The organism is Bartonella sp. MU37NMGALS (assembly GCF_042194015.1).
Lineage (GTDB): Bacteria > Pseudomonadota > Alphaproteobacteria > Rhizobiales > Rhizobiaceae > Bartonella > Bartonella grahamii.
Genome location: NZ_JBHIML010000003.1, coordinates 1 through 22,797, shown reverse-complemented (window position 1 = coordinate 22,797; position 22,797 = coordinate 1). Strand labels below are relative to the sequence as shown.

Genomic DNA, 22,797 nt, shown 5'->3' with positions numbered 1-22,797 from the left:
TTGAATTCACTTGATAATTATTTTCAAATCTGTACAATACGAGGTATATATTTATGACAATTTTTGGTGCATATGACGGGGGTAAATAGAGATGAAAAGCTTTGTTCGACAATTAGAAATGCTTGTGATTTTAGGGGGAGCACTGCTTTTATCTGGTTGTAAAATTGATGTTATACAGCCATCAGGTTATGTTGCACGTCAACAGCTCATTTTGATAGTTGTTTGTGTGGTGGTGATGCTTTGTGTTGTCATCCCAGTTATGGTGAGTGTGGTATTTTTAGCTATAAAATATCGTGCATCGAATATGAAAGCGGACTATTCTCCTGATTGGGCGCATTCAAATAAAATTGAAGCGTTGATGTGGGGTATTCCAATTGTAATTGTAATGGTTTTAGGTTCATTAACAGCTTATTATACTTATAAGCTGGAACCTACAAATCCTCTCCCAGTGGAAGTTGTAGGTGAAGGAAAGCCATTACAGATAGATGCCGTTTCTCTTGATTGGAAATGGCTTTTTATTTATCCTGAATATGGTGTTGCATCGATTAATGAGATTTATGCACCTGAAGGGCGTCAAGTTTTATTGCAATTGACGTCAGAGAATTCTGTCAATGCTTTTTGGGTCCCCAAACTGGGTACAGTTCTTTACGCTATGCCGCAGATGAATGCTAAGTTGCATTTGGTCGCTGAAGAGCAAGGAGTATTCAAAGGAACCTCAGCAAATTACAGTGGTGATGGTTTTTCGAGTATGCGGTTTAAGTGGCATTCTGTGTCTTTGCAGGACTTTGAGGATTGGATTGTAAAAGCTCGGGCTAATGGTCGAGTACTTGATCGTGCATCTTATCGTCAACTTTCTATTGCGCCTCGTATGGGTGATATTGCTGCGAAGAAAAAAGATGCTGAAGTTCGTTATTTTGCACCTGTGGAGAAGCGCCTTTACTATCGTGTTGTTAATCGATGTGTCGATGAAAATACGGTATGTAATGAGGATTTAATGAAACGTGCTGCTTCTCAGACGCTATGGGGTGCACTATGTTCAGTATTTGATCCTGATGTTATTTAAAGAATCAGTAAAGAAAGAGCCCTTTTAACATAAGGTTTCTTTTAAACTTGAATTTCATTTGAAATGGGTTGAGAAATGTTTGGAAGACTTACAGATCCTACGGCAGGTGCTTTTCATGCACTTGCACATGAGCCGATCGTTTTATACACGTGTATTGCGATTGTTGTGGTTGGTTTAATTGCTGTTGTTGCTCTAACAGCACTTGGGTGGTGGGGGATTCTATGGCGAAATTGGATTACAACTGTTGACCATAAACGCATAGGCATTATGTACATAGTTCTTGGAATTATTATGCTTGTTCGCGGTTTTGCGGACGCACTCATGATGCGAACACATCAAGCTTTAGCTCTTGGGAGTGAAAGTGCAGGTTATTTGCCACCTGACCATTTTGATCAAATTTTTTCGGCGCATGGCACTATCATGATTTTTTTCATGGCTACGCCTATTTTATTTGGTCTTTTTAATTATCTTATACCGCTTCAAATTGGTGCGCGTGATGTTGCTTTTCCCTTTGCAAATAATCTAGGTTTTTGGATTACGGCTGCAGGGGCAATATTGATTAACATATCCCTAGGTGTTGGGAATTTTGGTCGTGGTGGCTGGTTGATGTATCCACCTTTTACAGAATTGCAAACGAGTCCAGATACAGGGGTAGACTATTATTTATGGTCACTTCAACTTTCTGGTATAGCGACAACAATGGGGGCGGTCAATTTTGTTGCGACTTTGATTAAGATGCGTGCTCCTGGGATGACGATGATGAGAATGCCTGTTTTTTGTTGGAGCGCTTTTGTTAGCAATGTCCTTATTTTAGTTATTTACCCTGTCTTAACTGTAGCATTTGCACTCTTGGCATGCGATCGTTATTTGGGCATGAATTTCTTTTCTAATGTTGGTGGCGGAAATCCGATGGTATGGATTAACTATGTTTGGGTTTTTGGTCATCCTGAGGTTTATGTTTTGGTTGTTCCTGCTTTTGGAATTGTTTCTGAGGTTGTATCAACTTTTTCTTCAAAACGCCTCTTTGGTTATACTTCGATGATATGGGCCATGTTGGTTATTTTGATTCTTTCGCTTCTTGTTTGGGGACATCATTTCTTCACAATGGGTGGCGGTGAAGCTGTGAATACTTTCTTTGGTATTGCGACAATGATTATTGCTGTTCCAACAGGTGTAAAAGTCTTTAATTGGCTGCTAACTATGTATAAGGGGCGGATTCGCTTTGAGCCTCCAATGCTTTGGTGCATGGGAATGATTTTTACATTTGTTGGTGGTGGATTAACTGGTGTTTTGTTATCTATTGTGCCAGCTGATTGGCAGTTTCATAATTCGTTGTTTTTGGTAGCGCATTTCCATCATACAATTATTGGTGGTGTCGTTTTTGCGTACTTAGCGGGGATTGCATTTTGGTTTCCAAAAGTTTTTGGTTATAAACCAAATCGAGCATTGGGTATTGCATCTTTCTGGTGTTGGTTCATTGGTTTTTACCTTGCCTTTTTCCCAGTCTATGCACTTGGTTTAATGGGTGGGACGCGTCGTCTCCAGCATTACATGGAACCTAGTTGGCAACCGATGTTTATGATTGCTGCATTGGGTGCTTTTATTATTTTGCTTGGTATCCTTTGTTTTGTGCTGCAAGTTGTTTTGGCGATTTGGTACGGTATTAAACATAAGGGACGTTTACCTGTAACATTAAATGATTCTTGGGGTGATGCACGGACCCTTGAATGGTCTATCTCTTCACCGCCTCCTTCTTACAATTTTGCAATAGTTCCGAAAATACAGTCTGATGATGCTTATTGGAATATGAAGAAAAGTGGTTATCAACGTCCTACCAGTGGATTTACAAAAATTCATATGCCGTCCAATACATCGGCTGGAATTATTGCGGGATTTTTCTCATTAGTTATTGGTTTTGCGCTTGTCTGGCATATTTGGTGGCTTGTTGCGGTCGGCTTGATTGGTTTTATTGCAACGCTTGTGTGTCATTCATTAACAGGTGACCATCATGGTTATTATATTCCGGCTGAAGAAGTACAAAAAACTGAAGATGCCTTTACAGCTGTTCTTAAAGAACAAGGAGTGACAGTATGAGTGCAGTAACAATGAATAAAGTGAGTGCTGTGGATGAACATCACCACGATAATAGTTCGGTAATGACGTTTGGTTTTTGGGTCTATATTCTCTCAGATTTGATCCTGTTTTCGACACTTTTTTCAAGTTTTGCTGTTTTTTCTGCTTCTTATGGTGGTGGTAAGGCGGGCAATGAGTTTATTGATTTAAAATTTGTTTTGGTTGAGACTGCTTTCTTGTTGTTTTCATCCGTCACTTATGGTTTTACAATGGTACAAGCACATAAAAATAACATCAGTGGTGTGCGTTTATGGATGGCTATTACCTTTGTATTTGGGTGTTGCTTCATTGGTATGGAACTTTACGAATTTCATGAACTTTTGGGTGAGGTCTTTTATTACGATCCAAATGCTTATGCTGGTATTGATCCTGCGACGGGTTTACAGCTTTTTGGACGGGAGATTCTCTCTGCTTATTGGTCAGCATTTTTTGCTTTGGTTGGCACCCATGGACTTCACGTAAGTGTTGGTCTTCTTTGGATGGTTGTGATGTTTTTTCATCTTCGTCGTAATGGCTTGGATCAGAACAATAAAACACGTTTAGCATGCCTTTCCATTTTTTGGCATTTACTTGATATTGTATGGGTTGGTGTTTTCACCATGGTTTATCTATTAGGAGCGTTGTGATGAGCATGCAAAATGAAACACATGGTCCCAGTACTGGTTCCTATTTGGTCGGCTTTATTCTGGCTGTATTTTTCACCCTAGGTTCTTTTGTTCCTGTGATGTATGGAATGATGGAAAGTTGGGCCGTTAGTACAAAAGTTGTGTATCTTATTGGGATGGCTATCATTCAGATTATAGTACAAATTGTTTTCTTTTTGCACTTGAACTCTGGTCCAGATGCCAAGTGGAATTTAAGCGCATTGTGGTTTGCTGCTATTTGCGTTTTTGTTATTATTGGGGGAACTTGGTGGGCTATCTCTCATTTGAATTATAATATGATGGGTGGTTCAGGACGTGTTATTGAACCGGAAATATCAAGTAGAGATGGTTCTTCAGTATCTGAGCAGTTATCAAACAAAGATATATTCCGTAAGAAAACAGCCAGAAAAGATACAGGGCTCAGAAATGCCTATGGAGCAGGGGGGCTAAGTACGCAGTCTCCTGTGGAGTAGTTGTTAGAAATATCTGTGGGAGCTGATGCGGCATGTATCAGCTCTTACAAGAAATTCGTAGGATATTAAAGAGAGGGGTAGGTACAAGATATCAGTGGAATGAGTATCATGATTTTGAATGTACTTTTATTTTAAAAGAGAAATTCCATGGAGTATTTAGTCAAGCCTTAATTTTTGAGATAAATAGCTGTTTGTAGGATATACAAAAAGTGATATTTATACAATTTACTACAAAAAAAGAGAATGTGAGAAACAAGTTTTTATGTTGTGTGAGATAAAAGCTACGAGGCGGTAACGTTTTTATGATTTACAGGATTTATATTAAAGATAGCATTAAAGTTATTTGTAATAATAATATGCCATTGAAATCAAAAATTTAGAGAATAATCAGAAAACTTAATGAAAACCGTTGCAATGACAGTTATTGGTGCTGGTTCTTTTGGTACTGCATTAGCGATTGCTCTTGCCCGTAATGGTCATAATGTTTTACTTTGGGGATATAAACCCCAACATATCAAAGAATTACAAGAACAACGTTGTAATAAAGTATATTTACCCGATATTCAATTTCCTGAAAATTTATTACTTGAAGCTTCGCTTGAAACTGCAATAGTAGCAAGTCACAATATATTAATCGCTGTTCCAAGCCATGTATTTCATCAAGTTTTGTATAACATTCAGCCTTATTTAGATCAGCATTCACGTGTTATTTGGGCAACAAAAGGTTTAGAACATGGTACCGGACGTTTCTTACAAGAGGTTGCTCGTGAGATTTTAGGTGAAAAAATTCCTTTAGCTGTTTTTTCTGGACCAACTTTTGCTCAAGAACTAGCTGTTGGTTGGCCTACTGCAATGACGATAGCAGCTTCTGATGTTGAGTTTGGTAAAGAATTGCAGCAACTTTTTCATTGTGACAAAAGTTTTAGAGTTTATAAAAGTTCAGATATGATTGGCGTTCAATTAGGGGGAGCAGTTAAAAATGTTATTGCTATTGGTGCAGGAATATCAGATGGCATGGGATTTGGGGCAAATGCACGAATAGCTCTCATCACACGAGGACTAGCTGAAATCAGTCGTTTAGGAGGGGCTATGGGTGCTGAGCTTTCCACATTTATGGGAATGACAGGCTTAGGTGATCTGGTTTTGACATGTACTGATAATCAGTCGCGTAATCGCCGTTTTGGAATACTTCTTGGTAAAGGAGTAGATATCAAAGAAGCGGAAAAACAAATTGGTCAGGTTGTGGAAGGGTACTTAAATACCAAGGAAGTACATACGTTGGCGCAACGTATTGGGATAGAAATGCCCATTGTAGAACAAATTTATCAAATTCTCTATTGTGGTAAAAACATAACTGAAGCGGCGAACGCATTACTAAGCCGTACTCTTAAGGATGAAATACAATGATATCCTGTTTTTTTAAATAATTCCAATTGTAAAAAATAGAAACATGCTATGATAGGCATATAAAATAGATTGTATTGATGGTTGTATAAGACAGTCATATTCTAGGAAACTATAGATTCATATCATTCGATTCTTTATGAAACATGGATGAAATATAAAAGTTTTGGCTTTTGTCTAAAAACTATCTCTTTGAAAATAAATTATCGTTTCCACTTACACATGTTTATGTAATATAATGAATTTATGCAATGTAATGAACAAGATATTTTGATTTTCTCTTAAATTCATCTCACAATGATATTTGCAAACAGAATAATACAAGACTCATTAGGTGGAAGCATCTTATTTATTAACGTATAAGCTAAAAATATCATTGCTATTATCCAATTTTCAATATTATTTGCTGCGTGTAACAGCGTTTATATCTCGATAGGGGCAGGGATATCGTGTGTCTCTGTTTGTGTAATTCTTTAAAACAAGAAGACAATCTAATTTGGGAAGAAGATGAAATTTTAAAGATGAAAACCAGTTTCCATTTCTACCATCATTTTTAAATTCAGTTTTACGCTATCTAAAGCATATCTTTTAAATAATGGAGATTACCTCACACCTTGATGTGTCAGGTAAAATAGAACGCCCAAAATAAAACACTATTGCTGTTGTATATTTACGCGCTTGTTTTAAAGAGACCTCTCTTAAAACTCCCAAGCCCAATTCGCGACGGTGACCGTAAATAGTGTAACGATAAAGCCATTGTGCACGTCCCCATCTTTATGTTTATGAAGGAGGAAGCCGAGCATCATCACACATCCTACCTTGAGACAGCTCTTGGCACTTGAGCCTGTTCCGTAGAGATGTTTACGCCTTTTATTTTCTCACATGTCAATTTTGTTTTTTATATGCAAGAAATGACTTTTGGAATTATAAATTTGAAAATCTAAAATTGAAAAAATGTTATTGTACTTATTTGTGGCTGTCATTTAAACTGAAAAAATAATGTGATTATAAAGATAAAAAATTGATTTATATGAATAATTCATTTTATTTTTGTATTGAATTAATTAAAAATATGTGTTTGCTTGTCACAAGCGGGTTAGTATGTGGATAAAAATTATTAAAAATACTTCTAATGAATCATCTCAAGCATCAAGGGGTGTTTCAACATTAGAACATGGCAAGTAAAATGATGGTGTCGGTTTGTCATTTTTATAAACATTAAAATGGTGGAGCAAAAAGGATTTATGTACTTCACGGGGATTTTTATACGTTCTACAGATACCATTGTGAAATGGAATTGCGTGTATTGAGAGATATCTTTTAAAAAAATGCATGAAGGAGCAACAGCCGTAGTGTTTTTGGGCGTTCTATTCTACCTGATATATCAGAGAAATGCTTTCATTAAAGAACGAGAAAATAAAGGTGTGAGGTAAAGCGTAACCTCCCTTATTTAAAAAAATATTGTGTGGGTGCTTTTAAAATTGTAAAGCCTCATTAAAGAATAATAGTCAGATTAATGATTGATTTCTTTACGCCTTCATATTCTTCCTAAATTAGATTGCCTTTGCGTTTCAAGAATAAATAAAACGGTAGGCAATATTTTTTTCAATCTGGTATACAAAAGCTGAAGCTAAGGATTTTAATAATCCCCTAATCTCTGTTTCACACTGCGAGGGCTGGGGATTGATTTATAAGCAACAGCAAAAGCGTATGCTTTAGTAAGGTAAATAACGTCATAAAATACAAAATTTATCAACCATGGATTGAAGAAATATTCCGGATTTTTATGAAACACTTTGCAAAACAAGGTATCTGGTTTTGTATTAGACTTATTCTTATAAAGACCTGCACACGTGCCTTACGTCATATTTTTCTAAGTGCGATGATTTTTATCCTTCCTGAGTATCATCACTTTTTTTCAGCTCTTCAAGTATTGGCATAGACATGATGTTATAGCCTGAATCAACATAATGGATTTCACCTGTAACACCTGATGATAAGTCAGAGAGTAGATAAAGAGCAGATTTTCCAATTTCATGAATATTTACGGTACGACGTAATGGGGCATTACGGCGTTGATGTGAAAATATTGCACGTGCAGCTGCAATACCATTACCTGCTAAAGTTCTAACAGGACCAGCGGAAATCGCATTGACACGGATATTTTGAGGACCAAAGTCCGCTGCTAAATAACGTACCATAGCTTCTAGAGCTGCTTTAGCAACACCCATGATGTTATAATTAGGCACAACTTGCTGTGAAGCACCATAGGTAAGAGTTAAAAGTGTTCCTCCATTGGGCATAAGCCTACCCGCGCGCTGGGCAATTTCAGTAAAGGAATAAGCTGAAATAACCATCGTGCGTTGGAAGTTTTCACGTGTTGTAACATCAACATAACGTCCTTTTAGCTGAGTTTTATCTGAAAAACCAATGGCATGGACAATAAAATCAATAGTTTTCCATTCTTTTTCAAGTTGCTCAAAGACGTAGTCAATATTTTCAATTTTTTCAACATCACACTCTAGCACTAATTTGCAGCCAAGTTTATCAGCTAGAGGCTGAACACGTTTTCCAAAAGCATTCCCTTGATAAGTCAATGCTAATTCAGCTCCTGCTTGTGCGAGCTGACAGGCAATGCCCCAAGCAATTGAATGGTCATTCGCAATCCCCATAATAAGGCCACGTTTGCCCTCCATCAAACCTTTCATATTATTCTCCGTAAGACCGTACTTTTTTCAATTACTAAGAACGTGTGTTTATTCATAGCGTTGGAAAACAAGCGTTGCATTGGTACCGCCAAAGCCAAAAGTATTTGACAATACGGTATTCAGTTGTTGATGATCACGTCGTTTACGAACGATTGGCATATCAGCAAAAGCTGGATCAAGTTCTTCAATATGGGCACTTTCACAAATAAAATTATGCTGCATCATTAACAGTGTGTAGATTGCTTCTTGAACACCAGCTGCACCCAAGGAATGACCAGTCAGAGATTTTGTGGCAGAAATTGGCGGGCATTGATCACCTGCTCCGAAGATACGGCGGATCGCTTCTATTTCAGGAGGATCACCAACAGGTGTTGCTGTTGCATGGGGATTGATATAATCAATCTTATTTTTGACGGTCGCAAGTGCCATGCGCATGCACCGTTCTGCTCCCTCACCCGACGGAGAGACCATATCGTATCCATCGGATGTAGCGCCATAACCAACAATTTCTCCATAGATTTTTGCACCACGCGCTTTAGCGACTTCTAGTTCTTCAAGAACCAAAACGCCAGCGCCACCAGCAATAACAAATCCATCACGATTAGCGTCATAAGCACGCGAAGCTTTTTCTGGTACATCATTATATTTGCTGGACATAGCACCCATAGCATCGAATAAAACAGATAATGTCCAATCCAGATCTTCGCAACCACCAGCAAAAATGCGATCTTGTTTTCCATATTGGATTGTTTCATAAGCATTGCCGATACAATGATTGGATGTAGCACATGCGGAAGAGATTGAATAGTTTACGCCCTTAATTTTAAAAAAAGTTGCAAGTGTTGCGGATGCCGTGGAACTCATCACTTTAGGCACAACAAAAGGACCGATGCGTTTTGGACCTTTTTGGCGTGTAATATCAGCAGCCTCAACGATTGACTGAGTTGAAGCACCTCCAGAACCCATAATAATACCCGTGTGTTCATTCGATACTTCATGCGGTTCTAGACCCGCATCAGCAATTGCCTGATCCATGGCGATGTGATTCCATGCTGTTCCACGCCCATGAAAACGTAGAGCACGTCGATCTACGAGTTCTTCTATATTAATATCAGGTTTGCCGTAAACTCTGCTACGAAAGCCTAATTCGGCATATTGAGGTGCGTAAGAAATTCCGGATTTTGCTTCACGTAAACTGGTTAAAACAGCTTCAGGTCCATTTCCAATCGCGGAGACAATTCCCATTCCAGTTACAACAACTCGACGCATTCATACCTCCTCGTTCCATACAGAATAGTGAAAAGTTCTTTCTGACGGAAATAACGTTCAATCTTCTTTGAATAAAGCAACGCGTAAATCACTCGCCTTATAAATAGTCTCTCCATCTGCTTTTAGCCACCCATCAGCTATTCCTAAGACTAAATTTCCACGCCGAATACGCTTAAAATCTATTTCATATTCAAGAATTTTGGTTTGTGGAGTTACCATCCCTGATAACTTTACTTCACCTGTTGATATCGCTCTTCCTTTTCCTGGTTCGCCTAGCCAACCAAGAAAAAATCCTGTCAATTGCCACATACCATCCAGTCCGAGACATCCTGGCATGACGGGATCGCCTATAAAGTGACAATTAAAGAACCACAGGTCTGGTGTAATGTCAAATTCGGCGCGAACCATTCCTTTATCGTATTTACCATCAGTTTCACTAATTTGAGTGATTCGATGAATCATTAACATTGGCGGTGCTGGCAATTGCGCATTACCTTTACCAAACATTTCGCCGCGAGCGCAGCTTAGAAGCTCTTCATAAGTGTAGCGAGACTTTTGTTCAGCCATTGTTACTCCATTTATTTGCATATATTTTTATTTCTGCGCTTTTCCCAACCTACTTTTAGAGCAAATTTTAAAGAGAGGGAAATGATTTTATATCATTTTTAATGACAAAAGGCCTTTTTTATGTATTCTACACAGGTAATTATTTAAAAATGGAATACAAGATTACACCATACTATTCCCATTTTTTTGTATTTTGATCTTATTTAGCAGGAATATATTTGGGTTTGTAATATGTCAGTGAGTGCAGACGATTTAGATATGAATGAAGAGCAACAGTTCACAAAAGAGTGTGGAAAAATTGTGCAATATTATTCCATTTCTATGTTAGAAAAACGTTTGCGTCAGAATGGTTTGCGTCCAACACGTCAGCGGTTGGAACTTGCGCATATGATTTTTTCTCAAGGAAATCGTCATATTACTGCTGAAGAGCTCTATGAGGAAGCGGGGAGGGCAGGTGTGCCTGTATCTTTAGCAACGGTTTATAATACGCTTCATCAATTTACGGAAGCGGGATTGTTACGGATTATTGCCGTAGAAGGCTCAAAAACTTGGTTTGATACCAATACCTCTGATCACTACCATTTTTATATAGAAGGCGAAAATCGTATTCTTGATATTCCTTACAATTTGGAAGAAGCTCCCATTATTAGAAATTTGCCTAAGCCACCAGAAGGTATGGAAATTTCACATGTTGATTTGATCGTACGATTAAAACCCAAAAATCAATCTTGTGATAGGCAGTGAGGATATTCAATGAGGAATAAAAATTAAATTTGATGAGTTTGAGCATTCACCAACCTTTTACTTTTTCATCAGGATAGATTCCCCATAACTGGGGTTGCTGAAGCCATCCGCGCGTATTATTAATGTTTAGTTCGCACCATTGTCCATCACATTGGCGGATATTGCCAATGACATTAGGTTCTACTTCTGCCACAAGCTCTGCGTTTTCGGTGGGGTTTTTTCGGAGCATCAGCCTTTTTGTTTTATCTTTTTGCCATGGAATAGTTATAGCAGTTCGCTTTCCCGATAAAAGCGATTGATACACCCACCCCTCATCGCCTTCTGCATCACGAATTTTGCGCCATTGATCATATTCTTGAATGATTTCAATAGGCAAGCCCTTCTTTTTGTAGGTAAAAATGATAGAATAGTTGCTTCCTGGTCCGACGCGCACATTAACGCTGGTGGGTTTAATCGAAGCAAATCGCGGAAGTGGTAAACCACTGGGCCCTAAATTTTGATTAAATGTTTGTGCGTGCAACAAATGAGGTGAACCCAATACAATGACTGTTGCTATTAAGATACATGATGCGAGCATTGAAACGCGAAACCAACGAGAATTTTGCACACTGAACTCCTTTATTTCGTCATATATTGGAAATTTAAAATCTGAAATATAAGACTAAAATTATGACATATCGCTCGTTAAAGAGATCTAAACAATGAAAAAATTGTTACGAGAATAGCAAAATAAGGAAAACAAAAGTTTGTATTTTTTAGTGCTTATCTTGTTTATAAGGGGATAAATATAAATAAACACTGGATTTTTATGCAGCTGTACGCGTTATAAAACAGTAAAGTATACTGGGTCCATAGCAATTTTTGTACAGGAAATTAGGGCTAAAGTATTGCATCTCTTTTCTGAGTTTGTTTCTCGAAGTAAAAGTACATGTATGCATATTATGAACAAAGAGCTGTTCAGTAAAGGGGGTATCATGTGGCTTGAAAAGAAGTTTTGAATGGACAAAATAATACGATGAATAAAACAGTTAAGCTTAAAAATATGAGAAAAATTATGAAGTAGATTGATATATGAAGGGCTGATTTTAACAGGACAGTTTTTCGTGATAATCCATTTTATAAAATTTGCTATACTATAATTTCATGCCATGATAATGCTTATCGGTATGGTAGATAAGCTCGATCCATTATACCTTTACGAGCTCTCAATGTTACGAAGTTCTTATTATTTATGGCGTTCATAAGAAGCATTTTTATTTTTTTCTTAAATAGCTTTTATTCTATTTGCATACTAACCCTGCTTATGATGTACAAGAAATAATCTTGATTGATTCAATATAAGAAGGTGTTGAGAAAATAAGAAGGTGTTGAGAAACTTCACGTTATTCAGAATTATTACTTAATATGAAAAACGATTACTTATAACGATAAATCAACGCGTTAAAAACTTTAACTCGTTATTTGAGTTGTAAATATATTTCCATTAAAAATGGTAATAAAAGGCACATTCATCCATATTAAAATACAGTGTTTTCTCTGTTTATTGTTAATTTTCTTTTTCTATAACTCAGTATAGAAGAAAGTTGAATGAAATAGAGGGGCTTATTCGATACACTTATGGGGGTCATTACATAAGTGATGAATAGAAGAAATTTATCAAGAAAAAAGAATCTGTAGTGCAGTGGTTGAAATTTGTCATCGTTTAGAGAGACAGAGTCAAGAGATATAAAAAGTTATGGAATTATATCGTTTTATTACATAACTGAAGGGAAAGAGGATTATGCATTTGATATCATATTTTTACACACAATCGCATATTGCGATAGTTACTTTTGTTTTGCAATCTGATCTAGGATGTTCCAAAGATGTAGAATATTTAATGAAAAAAAAGAAAATCATCATGAAATTTGTACATAAGAAACAGTTATTTAAGAGATATCCGAAATGAGAAAAATTATAGCGAAAAGTGATAATAAAACACCCTACACTCAATTCACATAAGAACAAGTCGCTTAAATATCTAAAGCGTAATTTGTTATCTGTTTTTTGAAATATAAGAATGAAAAAACCACCCCTATGACAGAAACCTTATTATTTTCAGATAACTAACATATTAGATAACATTGTACACAAAAAACCATACACAAGCAATTTATTGCAACCGCCTATGAAGATAAAATTTTCTGGAAGCTTATTATCTACTGCTTACGCAATTGCATAAAGTATATTACTTTACCGCAACAGTTCGTCCGTTACTAACAAAACCTTCTCTTTGCGCACGCTTACGAGCAAGCTTACGTGTACGACGAATAGCTTCAGCTTTTTCACGAGCACGCTTCTCAGATGGCTTCTCATAATAACTACGCATTTTCATTTCACGGAAGATACCTTCACGCTGCATCTTTTTTTTCAACGCACGGAGCGCTTGGTCAACATTATTATCACGAACGAGTACTTGCACTATCTATCCTGCTTTTTTCAGTGTCATAAATGATAGGAAAAACCTACGTCCTTTTAAAGGCATATCCAAAAGGACAAGCACCTATATCATATAAATAAGACATTTGTCTATATCGCTTTTTAAAATTCTATTCTTTTTGCAATAAAACACTTTATTATAATGAATGATAAAATTTTACGGTTATAAATTTATGAAAGTCCTTGTATTTGATCATTTTCGTCAAGATGAATTTTTTCAGCCGTGGGATAATGGGGTAGTCCCGGCATGGTCATAACATCTCCACAAATGACAACGATAAAGCCGGCCCCAGCACAGAGACGAACTTCTCGTACGGGAATTTCAAAATCAACTGGAGCACCATATTGTTTAGGATCAGAAGAAAAAGAATAAGGTGTTTTTGCCATACAAATAGGGTAGGCGCCAAAACCTTCTTTTTCCCAAGATTCAAGTTGTTTGAGAATAGGGGCTGAGATGATGGCGCCACGCCCACCGTATAGCTTTGTTATAATACAATTAATTTTTTGAACGAGTGGAATATTATCTTGATATAAAACTTTAAAATGAGAATCTTTTTCTTCAATCAAGGTAACAAGTTCTTGTGCAAGTTCTATAGTGCCTTTTCCACCTTGTTCCCAATGCTTACAGATAATAGCTTTGTGTCCAGTTGTTGCAACTATTTTTTGTAATGTTTTTATTTCAGCATCGCTATCGCTGTCAAAATGATTGATAGCCACAACACAAGGCATACCGTAGTGCTCCATATTCTTTATATGTCGTAAAAGATTGGCTGTTCCTTTTTCTAAAGCGGTGATATTTTCTTCTGTCAGGTTATTTTTATCTACACCACCATTCATTTTTAATGCACGAATAGTTGCGACGATCACTGTAGCATTTGGTACAATACCTGCTTGCCTACATTTGATATTGAAGAACTTTTCTGCTCCAAGATCTGCTCCAAACCCTGCTTCTGTGACAACATAATCAGCAAGTTTTAAAGCAGTTTTTGTTGCTATAACTGAATTGCAACCATGAGCAATGTTGGCAAAAGGTCCTCCATGAACGAGAACAGGGTTATTTTCAATTGTCTGTACGAGATTGGGTTGTATAGCATCTTTGAGAAGAACTGCCATTGCACCTTCTGCATTGAGATCAGAAACGGTGATGGGCGTTTTATCATAACGATAAGCAACAATAATTTTTTTGAGTCTTTGTGTAAGGTTTTCTAAATTTTCAGAGAGACAAAGAAGTGCCATAATTTCTGACGCAACAGTAATATCAAAACCTGTTTGGCGTGGAAAACCATTTGTTATGCTCCCCAATGAAATAACAATATCGCGCAATGCGCGGTCATTCATATCAAGAACGCGTTTCCAAACAATGCGACGTGGATCAATGTTTAGAGTATTTCCCCAATAAAGATGATTATCTATCATTGCGGCAAGAAGATTATGAGCAGCTGTAATAGCATGAAAATCACCGGTAAAATGTAAATTAAGGTCATCCATTGGAACGACTTGCGCATAACCACCACCAGCAGCACCACCTTTTACACCAAAACAGGGACCTAAAGACGGTTCTCTCAAGGTAGCTATTGTTTTTTTACCAATAAGATTAAGAGCATCACTTAGTCCAACTGTTGTTGTTGTTTTGCCTTCTCCGGCAGGTGTGGGGTTGATAGCTGTGACGAGGATAAGTTTACCATCTGGATTTTTATCAAGCGATTTTATGTATTCAGAAGAAATTTTAGCTTTATCATGGCCATAGGGAATGAGATTTTCATGTGAGATACCAATTTTTTGTGCAATTTCAATAATATGCTGCTTTTTAGCAGTGCGAGCAATTTCAATATCTGTTTTAGGCATGGAAAAATTCTTTAAACTTATCTTTTATTAATGTTCGAGATCTGTACCCCATGGATTAATTAGAAGAATTCATAGAGAACAGAAAGTGTTAGGATATCATAGAAGTCGATGACATGCTATGCAAGAGATAATGCTAAAGAAGCACGAGAAGAGTTTCTTTGCTTTTAAGCAGTAAAAATATGTTTAATTCAATTAAAAATATCTCGAAAATAAGCTTTGGTTTGCAACAAAATGTCTAATGACATTAATGGATACCATAAGTGTTTTATGGCGGCACATCTGAAGTCCCTATTAAGATGGGATTGCTAAGAATAAAATATCCAGAAACATCTAGTTATGGAAAAATTAGAAATAAGCACGCAAAAAATTATCTAACTGATTAAAGAGTATAATCCGGAAGAGACTAAAAACAAGCGCATAGATCGAAAAAAGAAAACAACACACGCTGCTCATGAAATCGTTATGATTATTAGCTAATAAAAGCACCTTGAGGCTGAATTGAAGGACTCATAACATCCTATTCTAGCAAAATGGCTAAAGAAACGACTCACAACAGAATGAAATAACAAAATACAAAAAAACAAAGATAGGCAAAAATAAATCACAAAATAAAGAATTTAATTTAAAGAGCCTGAATTTATAAGAAGATATTTTGATAGATGGCGCACCCGAAGAGATTCGAACTCCTGACCCCCAGATTCGTAGTCTGGTGCTCTATCCAGCTGAGCTACGGGTGCATACATTTCAATTTTTACATTGTCTAAGACAGAGGTTTCCTAATCGTTTCATTAAAGAAATGCAAGTGAAACTTGGATAGTAATAAAAAAAAACTCTTTTTTATGAGATATTTTAAAAAAGGATATAATATATTATGGTTTCAGTTAGTTTTGATATAATCATTTTTTGTTGTGACCGTACAAAGCAATATGAACGATAGTTAACTTGACGTTTTAATCTATGAAAGATAGTCAAGCAAAGATGAGATGTGTTTTTTGCGGTGGGGGGGTAAGATATATACACCCGCTGTTTGGTTTTTGTGTAAAACGCCGATATTACTATTGAAAACTATTTCAGATGAACATGACACAGCAAGGGTGGATGTATGGCGTTATTAAAAAAGAGCTTTCCGTTGGTGTTTTTAATCGTCGTTTTAACGGTTACTTATTGGGCTGGAAAAAAGAGTGCAGAACAACCCATTTCTATGGTGGATAAAACAAGAGTATCGTATAAAGCCTCAAAGGGAAAAATGGGAAGACCACCGGCGAATGTTGTCGTTGATCTTGTGAAAGTTCAAGATTTTTATGAACAACTTAACGTTCTTGGGAGTGGAAAAGCTCTTGCAGAAGTCGAGCTTACCCCTTTATCCTCAGGTGTTGTTGATAAGATTTTTGTATCAGCTGGTACAAAAGTACAAGTCGATGATGTGATTGCAAAGCTTGATTCTAAAAAAGAGGAAATAGAGGTTGCAAAAGCAAAAGTACAACGTGATAATAATGCATTAACGCTTTCGCGCATTCTTAAATTACGCTCCAGCAATACAGCAACGGAAGTTCAAGAAATTACAGCACGTTTAGAGTTGGATAACGCAAATTTAGTTTTGCGTAATGCTGAATTAGATCTCGATCGGCGAACAATTCGTGCACCGATTCCTGGAGTTGTTGGTATTTTTCCCGTTGATGTGGGGAATAACGTGACCCTTAATACTGTAATAGGCCGTATTGAGAATAGAGAACGTATTTTGGTCGATATATGGGCCCCTGAACGATATGTGTCGCGCATCCATAAAGGAGATGAGGTAACGGCAACATTAACTGCGCAGCCAGATAAATCGTTTGTTGGTCATATTTATGCGATTGATAATATTGTTGATCCAGAAAGTCGCACGCTTCATGCTCAGGTTGAAATCAATAATGAAAAAGATACGCTCATGTCTGGTATGTCCTTTAATGTTGTATTGCCATTTCATGGTGGTTCTTTTCCTGTCGTTAATCCTCTTGCGGTTCAATGGAATAGTAAAGGGTCATTCGTTTGGCGTGTGAGAGAAGGAAAAGTAGAGTCTATTCCCGTATCAATTATTCAGCATAAAGCGGATCAGGTTTTCGTGAAAGCTCCCCTAGAAAAGGGTGATCAAGTTGTCATTCAAGGGGTGCAAATGCTTTATCCAGGAAGTAAAGTAACTATTGATGATCCAAAGTCCCATCAACAGCAATTATCAGCAGTTTATGGAACGGATATATAATGAGCCAAGAATTGAGCACAAAACAGCCTATGTCAAAGGTAGAGCAAGGTGGTCTCATTGCCTTATTTATTCGCAGACCGGTTTTTACTTTTGTTTTAAATGCTATGATCATCATTGCAGGATTTGCAGCATGGTTGAATGTTGATGTAAGAGAATTACCCGATGTTGATACTCCAGTAACAACGATTGTGACGATGTTTTCTGGTGCGTCAGCAGAAACCATTGATCGTGAAGTAACAAAAATTATAGAAGATGCGGTTTCTCGTGTTTCAGGTGTTAAGACAATTTCTTCAACATCTTCTTTTGGACGCTCTCGTGTGCAAATTAATTTTAATGTCGGTGTTGATTTGAATGTAGCGGCATCTGATATTCGTGATGCTCTGTCTCGTATTGCTTATTCTTTACCAAAAAATGCAGATACCCCTCTGATCATTAAAGCAGATTCGAATGCTGCTGCTATGATGTATTTGGTTGTGACGTCACCAACAATGAGTATTGATGATTTAACAACGATTGTAAATGATCAGATTGTTGATGCAATTTCTGCTGTTGATGGTGTTGGTGATGTACAGGTTGATAGTGCTCGCACAAAGATTTTTCAGATTGATATAGATCAAGCAAAACTTGCAAGTTATGGATTAACTGTAGCAGATATTTCACGTGTTCTTGCTGATATGACAACGGATGTGCCAGTAGGATCATTACGCAATTCTAAGCAAACTTTAGTTGTCCGTGCCACTGCACGTCTAACAACACCAGAATCTTTTGAACAAGTTGTTTTAAAGCCTCATGTGCATCTTGGTGATGTTGCGCATGTTACTTTATCGCCGGATATAGAAACAGTTATTCTTCGTATCAATGGAAAGACAGGTATTGGATTAGGTATCGTGCGGAAAGCACAATCCAACACGCTTAATATTTCTCAAGGTGTAAGAGTCGTTGTTGATAATCTCAAAAGTATTGTTCCTTCTTCTGTACATATAGACGTTATTAATGACGATGCAATTTTTATTAAAAGTGCTCTTCATGAGGTTGAGGTTGCGTTGGTCATTGCTATTTTGAGCGTTATTTTAGTCATTTTTCTTTTTCTCAGAGACATTCGTGTAACACTGATACCTGCTTTATCTCTTCCTGTTGCCTTGATTGGTACCATTGCAGCTATTTATCTTGTGGGATTTTCATTGAATATTCTCACATTTTTAGGACTTGTTTTAGCAACAGGGCTTGTTGTGGATGATGCCATTGTTGTTCTGGAAAATATTGTTCGATGGCGCAATATGGGGTTAGGTTCCAGAGCTGCAGCGGTGTTAGGAACACGTGAAGTTTTTTTTGCTGTTGTCGCAACAACATTGACTTTAGTGGCTGTATTTGTTCCTATTTCCTTTCTTCCTGGGCAAGTTGGAGGGCTTTTTAGAGAATTCGGTTTTGTCTTGGCAATTTCTATTTTGCTTTCTTCAATTGTTGCTTTAACGCTTTGTCCCATGTTGGCTTCACGTTTTCTCAAAGAACATGTTGAGGAGAAAGAGGAAAAGTCCCATCATTATTTTACTTTTTTATATAAATTAGGTACTTTTTTTCATAAGGCATATACTTACAGTTTGCATAAGTGTTTAGAAAAGCCTTGGTCTGTTGTTTTTGCTTCACTTATTTTTGCGGGTCTTTGTGTTGGAGGCTATATGAAGCTGAAACAGGAATTAACGCCAGCAGAAGACAGAGCTTTTATCTTTTTGGTTATTAATGGACCACAAGGTATTTCAACACAATATTTGAACGAACAGGTAGAGCAAATTGAAGCAAGTCTACAGCCATTACGTGATGCAGGGGAGATTGCTAACAGTTACTCTATTGCGGGTATTGGTGGTTCACCCAATACTGCTTTTTTGCTTTTATTGCTTTCATCTTGGGATGAACGTTTACGTAGTCAGCAAGAAATTGTGAAAGATGTTAATGCAAAGGTTAGACAGTTTCCCGCAGTTTTTGTGTTTGCTGCGGAGGGAAATTCTCTAGGTGTGAGAGGAACTGGGCAAGGATTACAATTTGCAATTCTTGGCAACGATTATGCAACACTACAACCCATTGCTGATAAGCTGGTGAGTGCTTTACAAGATGATCCGCGTTTTATTCGACCACGTCTTACTGTTGATGCAACACAACCGCAATTTTTTATTGAAATCAATCGAAAAAAAGCCTCCGATTTAGGGATTGATATCACCAATTTGGGCGATACATTACAAGCAATGTTGGATGGTAAAAAGATTGGTTCCATTAACGTGGATGATCATTCTTACGATGTTAAATTGATATCGCGTAAAAATTCTATGAAGAGTCCTAGTGATTTAGAAAATATTTTCTTAAAGACTAAAGACAATCGATATGTTCCTTTATCGGTTATTGCGCATTTACATGAAAAAGCTATCGCTCCCCAATTAAAACGGGAAAAACGCATGAGCGCTGTTATTTTAAGCGCAAATCTTGCTCCAGGTATCGCTTTAGGAGAAGCTTACCAAACTGTACAGAAAATTGCTTCTCCTTTGTTATCAAGAGGAACCTATTTGGTTCCCTTAGGGGAAGCAGAAACGCTTAATGAAACATCTTCCAATTTTATGATTGTTTTTGGCATTGCTTTTTTGATTATTTTGTTGATTTTGGCTGCTCAGTTTGAAAGTTTTATTTCAGGATTCATTATTATGGCTACGGTCCCATTAGGGATTGGTTGTGCTGTAATTGCTATGCTATTAAGTGGTGTGAGTCTTAATATTTACAGCCAAATTGGACTAATTTTGTTAATTGGCGTTATGGCAAAAAATGGTATTCTTATTGTGGAATTTGCAGATCAATTGCGGGATCAGGGAAGAAGCGTGCGTGAAGCTGTAGAAGAAGCAGCAAATATTCGACTTCGTCCAGTTTGTATGACAATGATTTGTGCCATTTTAGGAGGTATTCCTTTGGTTTTAGCCAAAGGTGCTGGCGCAGAAGCTCGTATAGCTTTAGGTTGGGTTATCGTTGGTGGCTTAGGTTTAGCAACTATTTTTACACTTTATGTCACACCGGTTGTTTATCTTTTTTTTGGGCGTTTTATCAGACCAAAAGCAGAGGAAGATTTACGCTTAACAAAAGAACTCAATCAAGTTAAATGATGCATTTGATAGAAAAGATTTGAAAGTTTACTCTTGCGGATCTTATCCTTTTATTTTGTATATTCCTTCATTTTTATGTGAGCAGTGAAAATAGCGAGCAATAAAGGAGACGCTTTCTGCTTTGTTATTGTTTGGGCATAGATTTCATTATCAATAACCGTATAGGATGAGCTTATGGGAGATAGCTTTTCGATTCGAAATGAAAAGGCTTTTGAATCCACATTAAAAGCTTTAAGAAACCATGCGGTAAAGGATGGGGTCTATGATATTCGTCGGCATTTTGTAGAAGATGAACAGCGTTTTTCCCATTTTTCCCTCAGACTTGATGATCTTCTTTTTGATTTTTCAAAATGTGGTGTGACATTTAAAACATTGCAACTTCTAGATGATTTAGCTGTCGCAGCAGATGTGTTAGGCCGGCGTGATGCAATGTTTTCTGGTAAGGCGATTAATACAACTGAAAAACGCTCAGTTCTTCATATTGCATTACGTTTACCTGCTGATGAAATTTTCATGTTGGATGGTCATAATCTTATTCGCGATATTCAAGACGTCCTTGAAGATATGGAAAGATTTTCTGAAAAGGTACGTGATGGCAGCTATAAGGGAAACAGTGGCGAGAAAATAAGTGATATTGTCAATATTGGTATTGGTGGTTCTGATCTTGGTCCTGCCATGGTCACATATGCTTTAAAACCTTATCATGATGGTCCACAGTGTCATTTTGTTTCTAATGCTGACAGTGCCCATATTTCTGATATTCTCTCTATTTTGGACCCAGCAACAACGCTGTTTGTCATTGCTTCTAAAACTTTTACAACGGCTGAAACAATAGTAAATGCTCAAGTTGCACGTCAGTGGATTTGTTCACATTTAGGAGAAGAAGCCGTTGGGAGGCATTTTGTTGCTGTCTCAAGTGCGCTTGATAAAGTGGCAGAATTTGGCATAGATTCCACAAGAGTTTTTAAGTTTTGGAATTGGGTTGGAGGACGTTATTCAATTTGGTCAGCCATTGGACTTGTTGTCATGTTTGCAATAGGTGGTGGAAATTTTCGCCAATTTCTCAATGGTGCTTTGCAAATGGACCAACATTTTAAAACTATGCCTTTGCATAAAAACATTCCTATTCGTTTTGCTCTTTTAGGGTTCTGGCATCGTGTTATTTGCGGTTATTCATCACGTTCTATCATTCCCTATGCACAGCGTTTAATACATTTTCCAGCTTATTTACAACAGCTTGATATGGAATCAAATGGTAAGCAAGTTTCGCTGGATGGAAAACCATTAAGTTTTTCAAGTGGTCCGATTGTTTGGGGGGATTCAGGAACAAATAGTCAACATGCTTTTTTTCAACTTCTGCATCAAGGAACAGATATTATTCCTGTAGAATTTATTTTATTTATAAAAGGGCATGAGAAAAATTTACATTCTATGTATGAGATGTTGCTAGCAAACGGTTTAGCACAATCAAAAGCATTGATGAAGGGGCGTAGTATTGAAGATGCTCGGCATATTCTGATAAAAAATGGAGTTGATGAGGCTGAAGCAGATCATTTAGCACTTCATAAAAGTTTTAAAGGAAACCGTCCCAGCATTACGCTGGTTCAAGATTTATTAACACCTTTTGCACTCGGTCGTCTTATTGCGCTTTATGAACATCGTACTTTTGTTGAAGGGATTTTAATGAATATTAATTCATTTGATCAATGGGGTGTTGAACTTGGTAAAGAATTAGCAAACGAGTTACTACCAATTCTTCGTGGCGAAAGTAAAGCGGATAATCGAGATAGTTCAACATTAGGGTTGCTAGCACATATTCAAGAAAGACGTACAAAATAAATATAATTTGACAGTAGGTTTTGTACTAACTAAACAAAAGTAGAATGAGAGAGAAATATGAGATAATTCTGCAATTTTACTATGCATTCTCTTATTATCTGAACTAGATTTATGTAAAATAAAACAAAAAAGTGAAAAAATTGTAAAAATGAGAATTTATTCGCACAAACGATAAAGAGCTTTGAAAAGTCTTGAAGACCTTTTGAAAAATGGATTGGTACAAAACCTGCTGATAAACTACACTAGGTAAAAAC

Annotated in this window: 15 protein-coding genes and 1 tRNA gene; 9 read left to right on the top strand and 7 right to left on the bottom strand. The window is 37.0% G+C overall.

Going from position 1 to position 22,797, the window contains the following annotated elements:
• The first annotated feature begins 91 nt into the window (after positions 1-91).
• The 5 genes from cyoA to gpsA all read left to right on the top strand — a co-directional run bounded on the left by cyoA (position 92) and on the right by gpsA (position 5,720).
• Positions 92-1,063 carry a ubiquinol oxidase subunit II gene (cyoA, locus tag ACFIJP_RS02705; protein WP_375625422.1) on the top strand — a complete coding sequence of 324 codons (972 nt, stop codon included), beginning with the start codon at positions 92-94 and terminating at the stop codon, positions 1,061-1,063.
• Positions 1,064-1,138: 75 nt separating this feature from the next.
• Positions 1,139-3,157 carry a cytochrome o ubiquinol oxidase subunit I gene (gene cyoB, locus ACFIJP_RS02700; protein WP_375625421.1) on the top strand — a complete coding sequence of 673 codons (2,019 nt, stop codon included), beginning with the start codon at positions 1,139-1,141 and terminating at the stop codon, positions 3,155-3,157.
• Positions 3,154-3,822: a cytochrome (ubi)quinol oxidase subunit III gene (locus ACFIJP_RS02695; RefSeq protein ID WP_375619284.1), complete on the top strand. Its 669-nt coding sequence runs from the start codon at positions 3,154-3,156 to the stop codon at positions 3,820-3,822. The genes cyoB and ACFIJP_RS02695 overlap by 4 nt, the downstream gene beginning before the upstream one ends.
• Positions 3,822-4,313, top strand: a complete 492-nt coding sequence (gene cyoD / locus ACFIJP_RS02690) for a cytochrome o ubiquinol oxidase subunit IV (RefSeq protein ID WP_375625420.1) — start codon at positions 3,822-3,824, stop codon at positions 4,311-4,313. Before ACFIJP_RS02695 ends, cyoD begins: the two co-directional genes overlap by 1 nt.
• A gap of 399 nt (positions 4,314-4,712) precedes the next feature.
• On the top strand, positions 4,713-5,720 hold the full coding sequence (gene gpsA, locus ACFIJP_RS02685) for an NAD(P)H-dependent glycerol-3-phosphate dehydrogenase (RefSeq protein WP_375625419.1): 1,008 nt from the start codon (positions 4,713-4,715) through the stop codon (positions 5,718-5,720).
• Positions 5,721-7,606: 1,886 nt separating this feature from the next.
• On the opposite strand, the gene fabI is transcribed toward gpsA, so the two are convergent.
• The 3 genes from fabI to fabA are packed head-to-tail and all read right to left on the bottom strand — an operon-like array spanning position 7,607 to position 10,261.
• Positions 7,607-8,425: an enoyl-ACP reductase FabI gene (gene fabI / locus ACFIJP_RS02680; protein WP_273787460.1), complete on the bottom strand. Its 819-nt coding sequence runs from the start codon at positions 8,423-8,425 to the stop codon at positions 7,607-7,609.
• A gap of 48 nt (positions 8,426-8,473) precedes the next feature.
• A complete protein-coding gene (gene fabB / locus ACFIJP_RS02675; protein ID WP_375619287.1) occupies positions 8,474-9,694 on the bottom strand; it encodes a beta-ketoacyl-ACP synthase I in 1,221 nt (406 codons plus the stop codon).
• A gap of 57 nt (positions 9,695-9,751) precedes the next feature.
• Positions 9,752-10,261 (bottom strand): 3-hydroxyacyl-[acyl-carrier-protein] dehydratase FabA, encoded by a 510-nt coding sequence (gene fabA / locus ACFIJP_RS02670; RefSeq protein ID WP_375625418.1) that lies wholly within the window; start codon positions 10,259-10,261, stop codon positions 9,752-9,754.
• 231 nt (positions 10,262-10,492) lie between these two features.
• Between fabA and irrA the strand changes: the two genes are divergently transcribed.
• Positions 10,493-11,005, top strand: coding sequence for an iron response transcriptional regulator IrrA (irrA, locus tag ACFIJP_RS02665; RefSeq protein WP_273787458.1), 513 nt, complete (start codon positions 10,493-10,495; stop codon positions 11,003-11,005).
• Positions 11,006-11,051: 46 nt separating this feature from the next.
• Here the strand turns inward: irrA and ACFIJP_RS02660 are convergent, their stop codons facing one another.
• From ACFIJP_RS02660 to ACFIJP_RS02645, 4 genes are all read right to left on the bottom strand, one after another.
• Positions 11,052-11,612 carry an SH3 domain-containing protein gene (locus tag ACFIJP_RS02660; RefSeq protein WP_375625417.1) on the bottom strand — a complete coding sequence of 187 codons (561 nt, stop codon included), beginning with the start codon at positions 11,610-11,612 and terminating at the stop codon, positions 11,052-11,054.
• Between the two features lie 1,620 nt (positions 11,613-13,232).
• Positions 13,233-13,466, bottom strand: coding sequence for a 30S ribosomal protein S21 (rpsU, locus tag ACFIJP_RS02655; protein WP_012754552.1), 234 nt, complete (start codon positions 13,464-13,466; stop codon positions 13,233-13,235).
• Between the two features lie 188 nt (positions 13,467-13,654).
• Entirely contained in the window at positions 13,655-15,328 is a 1,674-nt protein-coding gene (locus tag ACFIJP_RS02650; protein ID WP_375625416.1) for a formate--tetrahydrofolate ligase, read from the bottom strand.
• Positions 15,329-15,988: 660 nt separating this feature from the next.
• A tRNA-Arg gene (locus ACFIJP_RS02645) sits at positions 15,989-16,065 on the bottom strand.
• A gap of 365 nt (positions 16,066-16,430) precedes the next feature.
• Between ACFIJP_RS02645 and ACFIJP_RS02640 the strand changes: the two genes are divergently transcribed.
• The 3 genes from ACFIJP_RS02640 (at position 16,431) to pgi (ending at position 22,543) form a co-directional block, all read left to right on the top strand.
• The gene (locus ACFIJP_RS02640; protein WP_375625415.1) at positions 16,431-17,567 is read left to right on the top strand and encodes an efflux RND transporter periplasmic adaptor subunit; all 1,137 of its coding nucleotides are present in this window, start codon (positions 16,431-16,433) and stop codon (positions 17,565-17,567) included.
• Positions 17,567-20,704 (top strand): efflux RND transporter permease subunit, encoded by a 3,138-nt coding sequence (locus tag ACFIJP_RS02635; protein ID WP_375625414.1) that lies wholly within the window; start codon positions 17,567-17,569, stop codon positions 20,702-20,704. Before ACFIJP_RS02640 ends, ACFIJP_RS02635 begins: the two co-directional genes overlap by 1 nt.
• A gap of 174 nt (positions 20,705-20,878) precedes the next feature.
• The gene (gene pgi, locus ACFIJP_RS02630; protein ID WP_375625413.1) at positions 20,879-22,543 is read left to right on the top strand and encodes a glucose-6-phosphate isomerase; all 1,665 of its coding nucleotides are present in this window, start codon (positions 20,879-20,881) and stop codon (positions 22,541-22,543) included.
• The last annotated feature ends 254 nt before the right edge of the window (positions 22,544-22,797 follow it).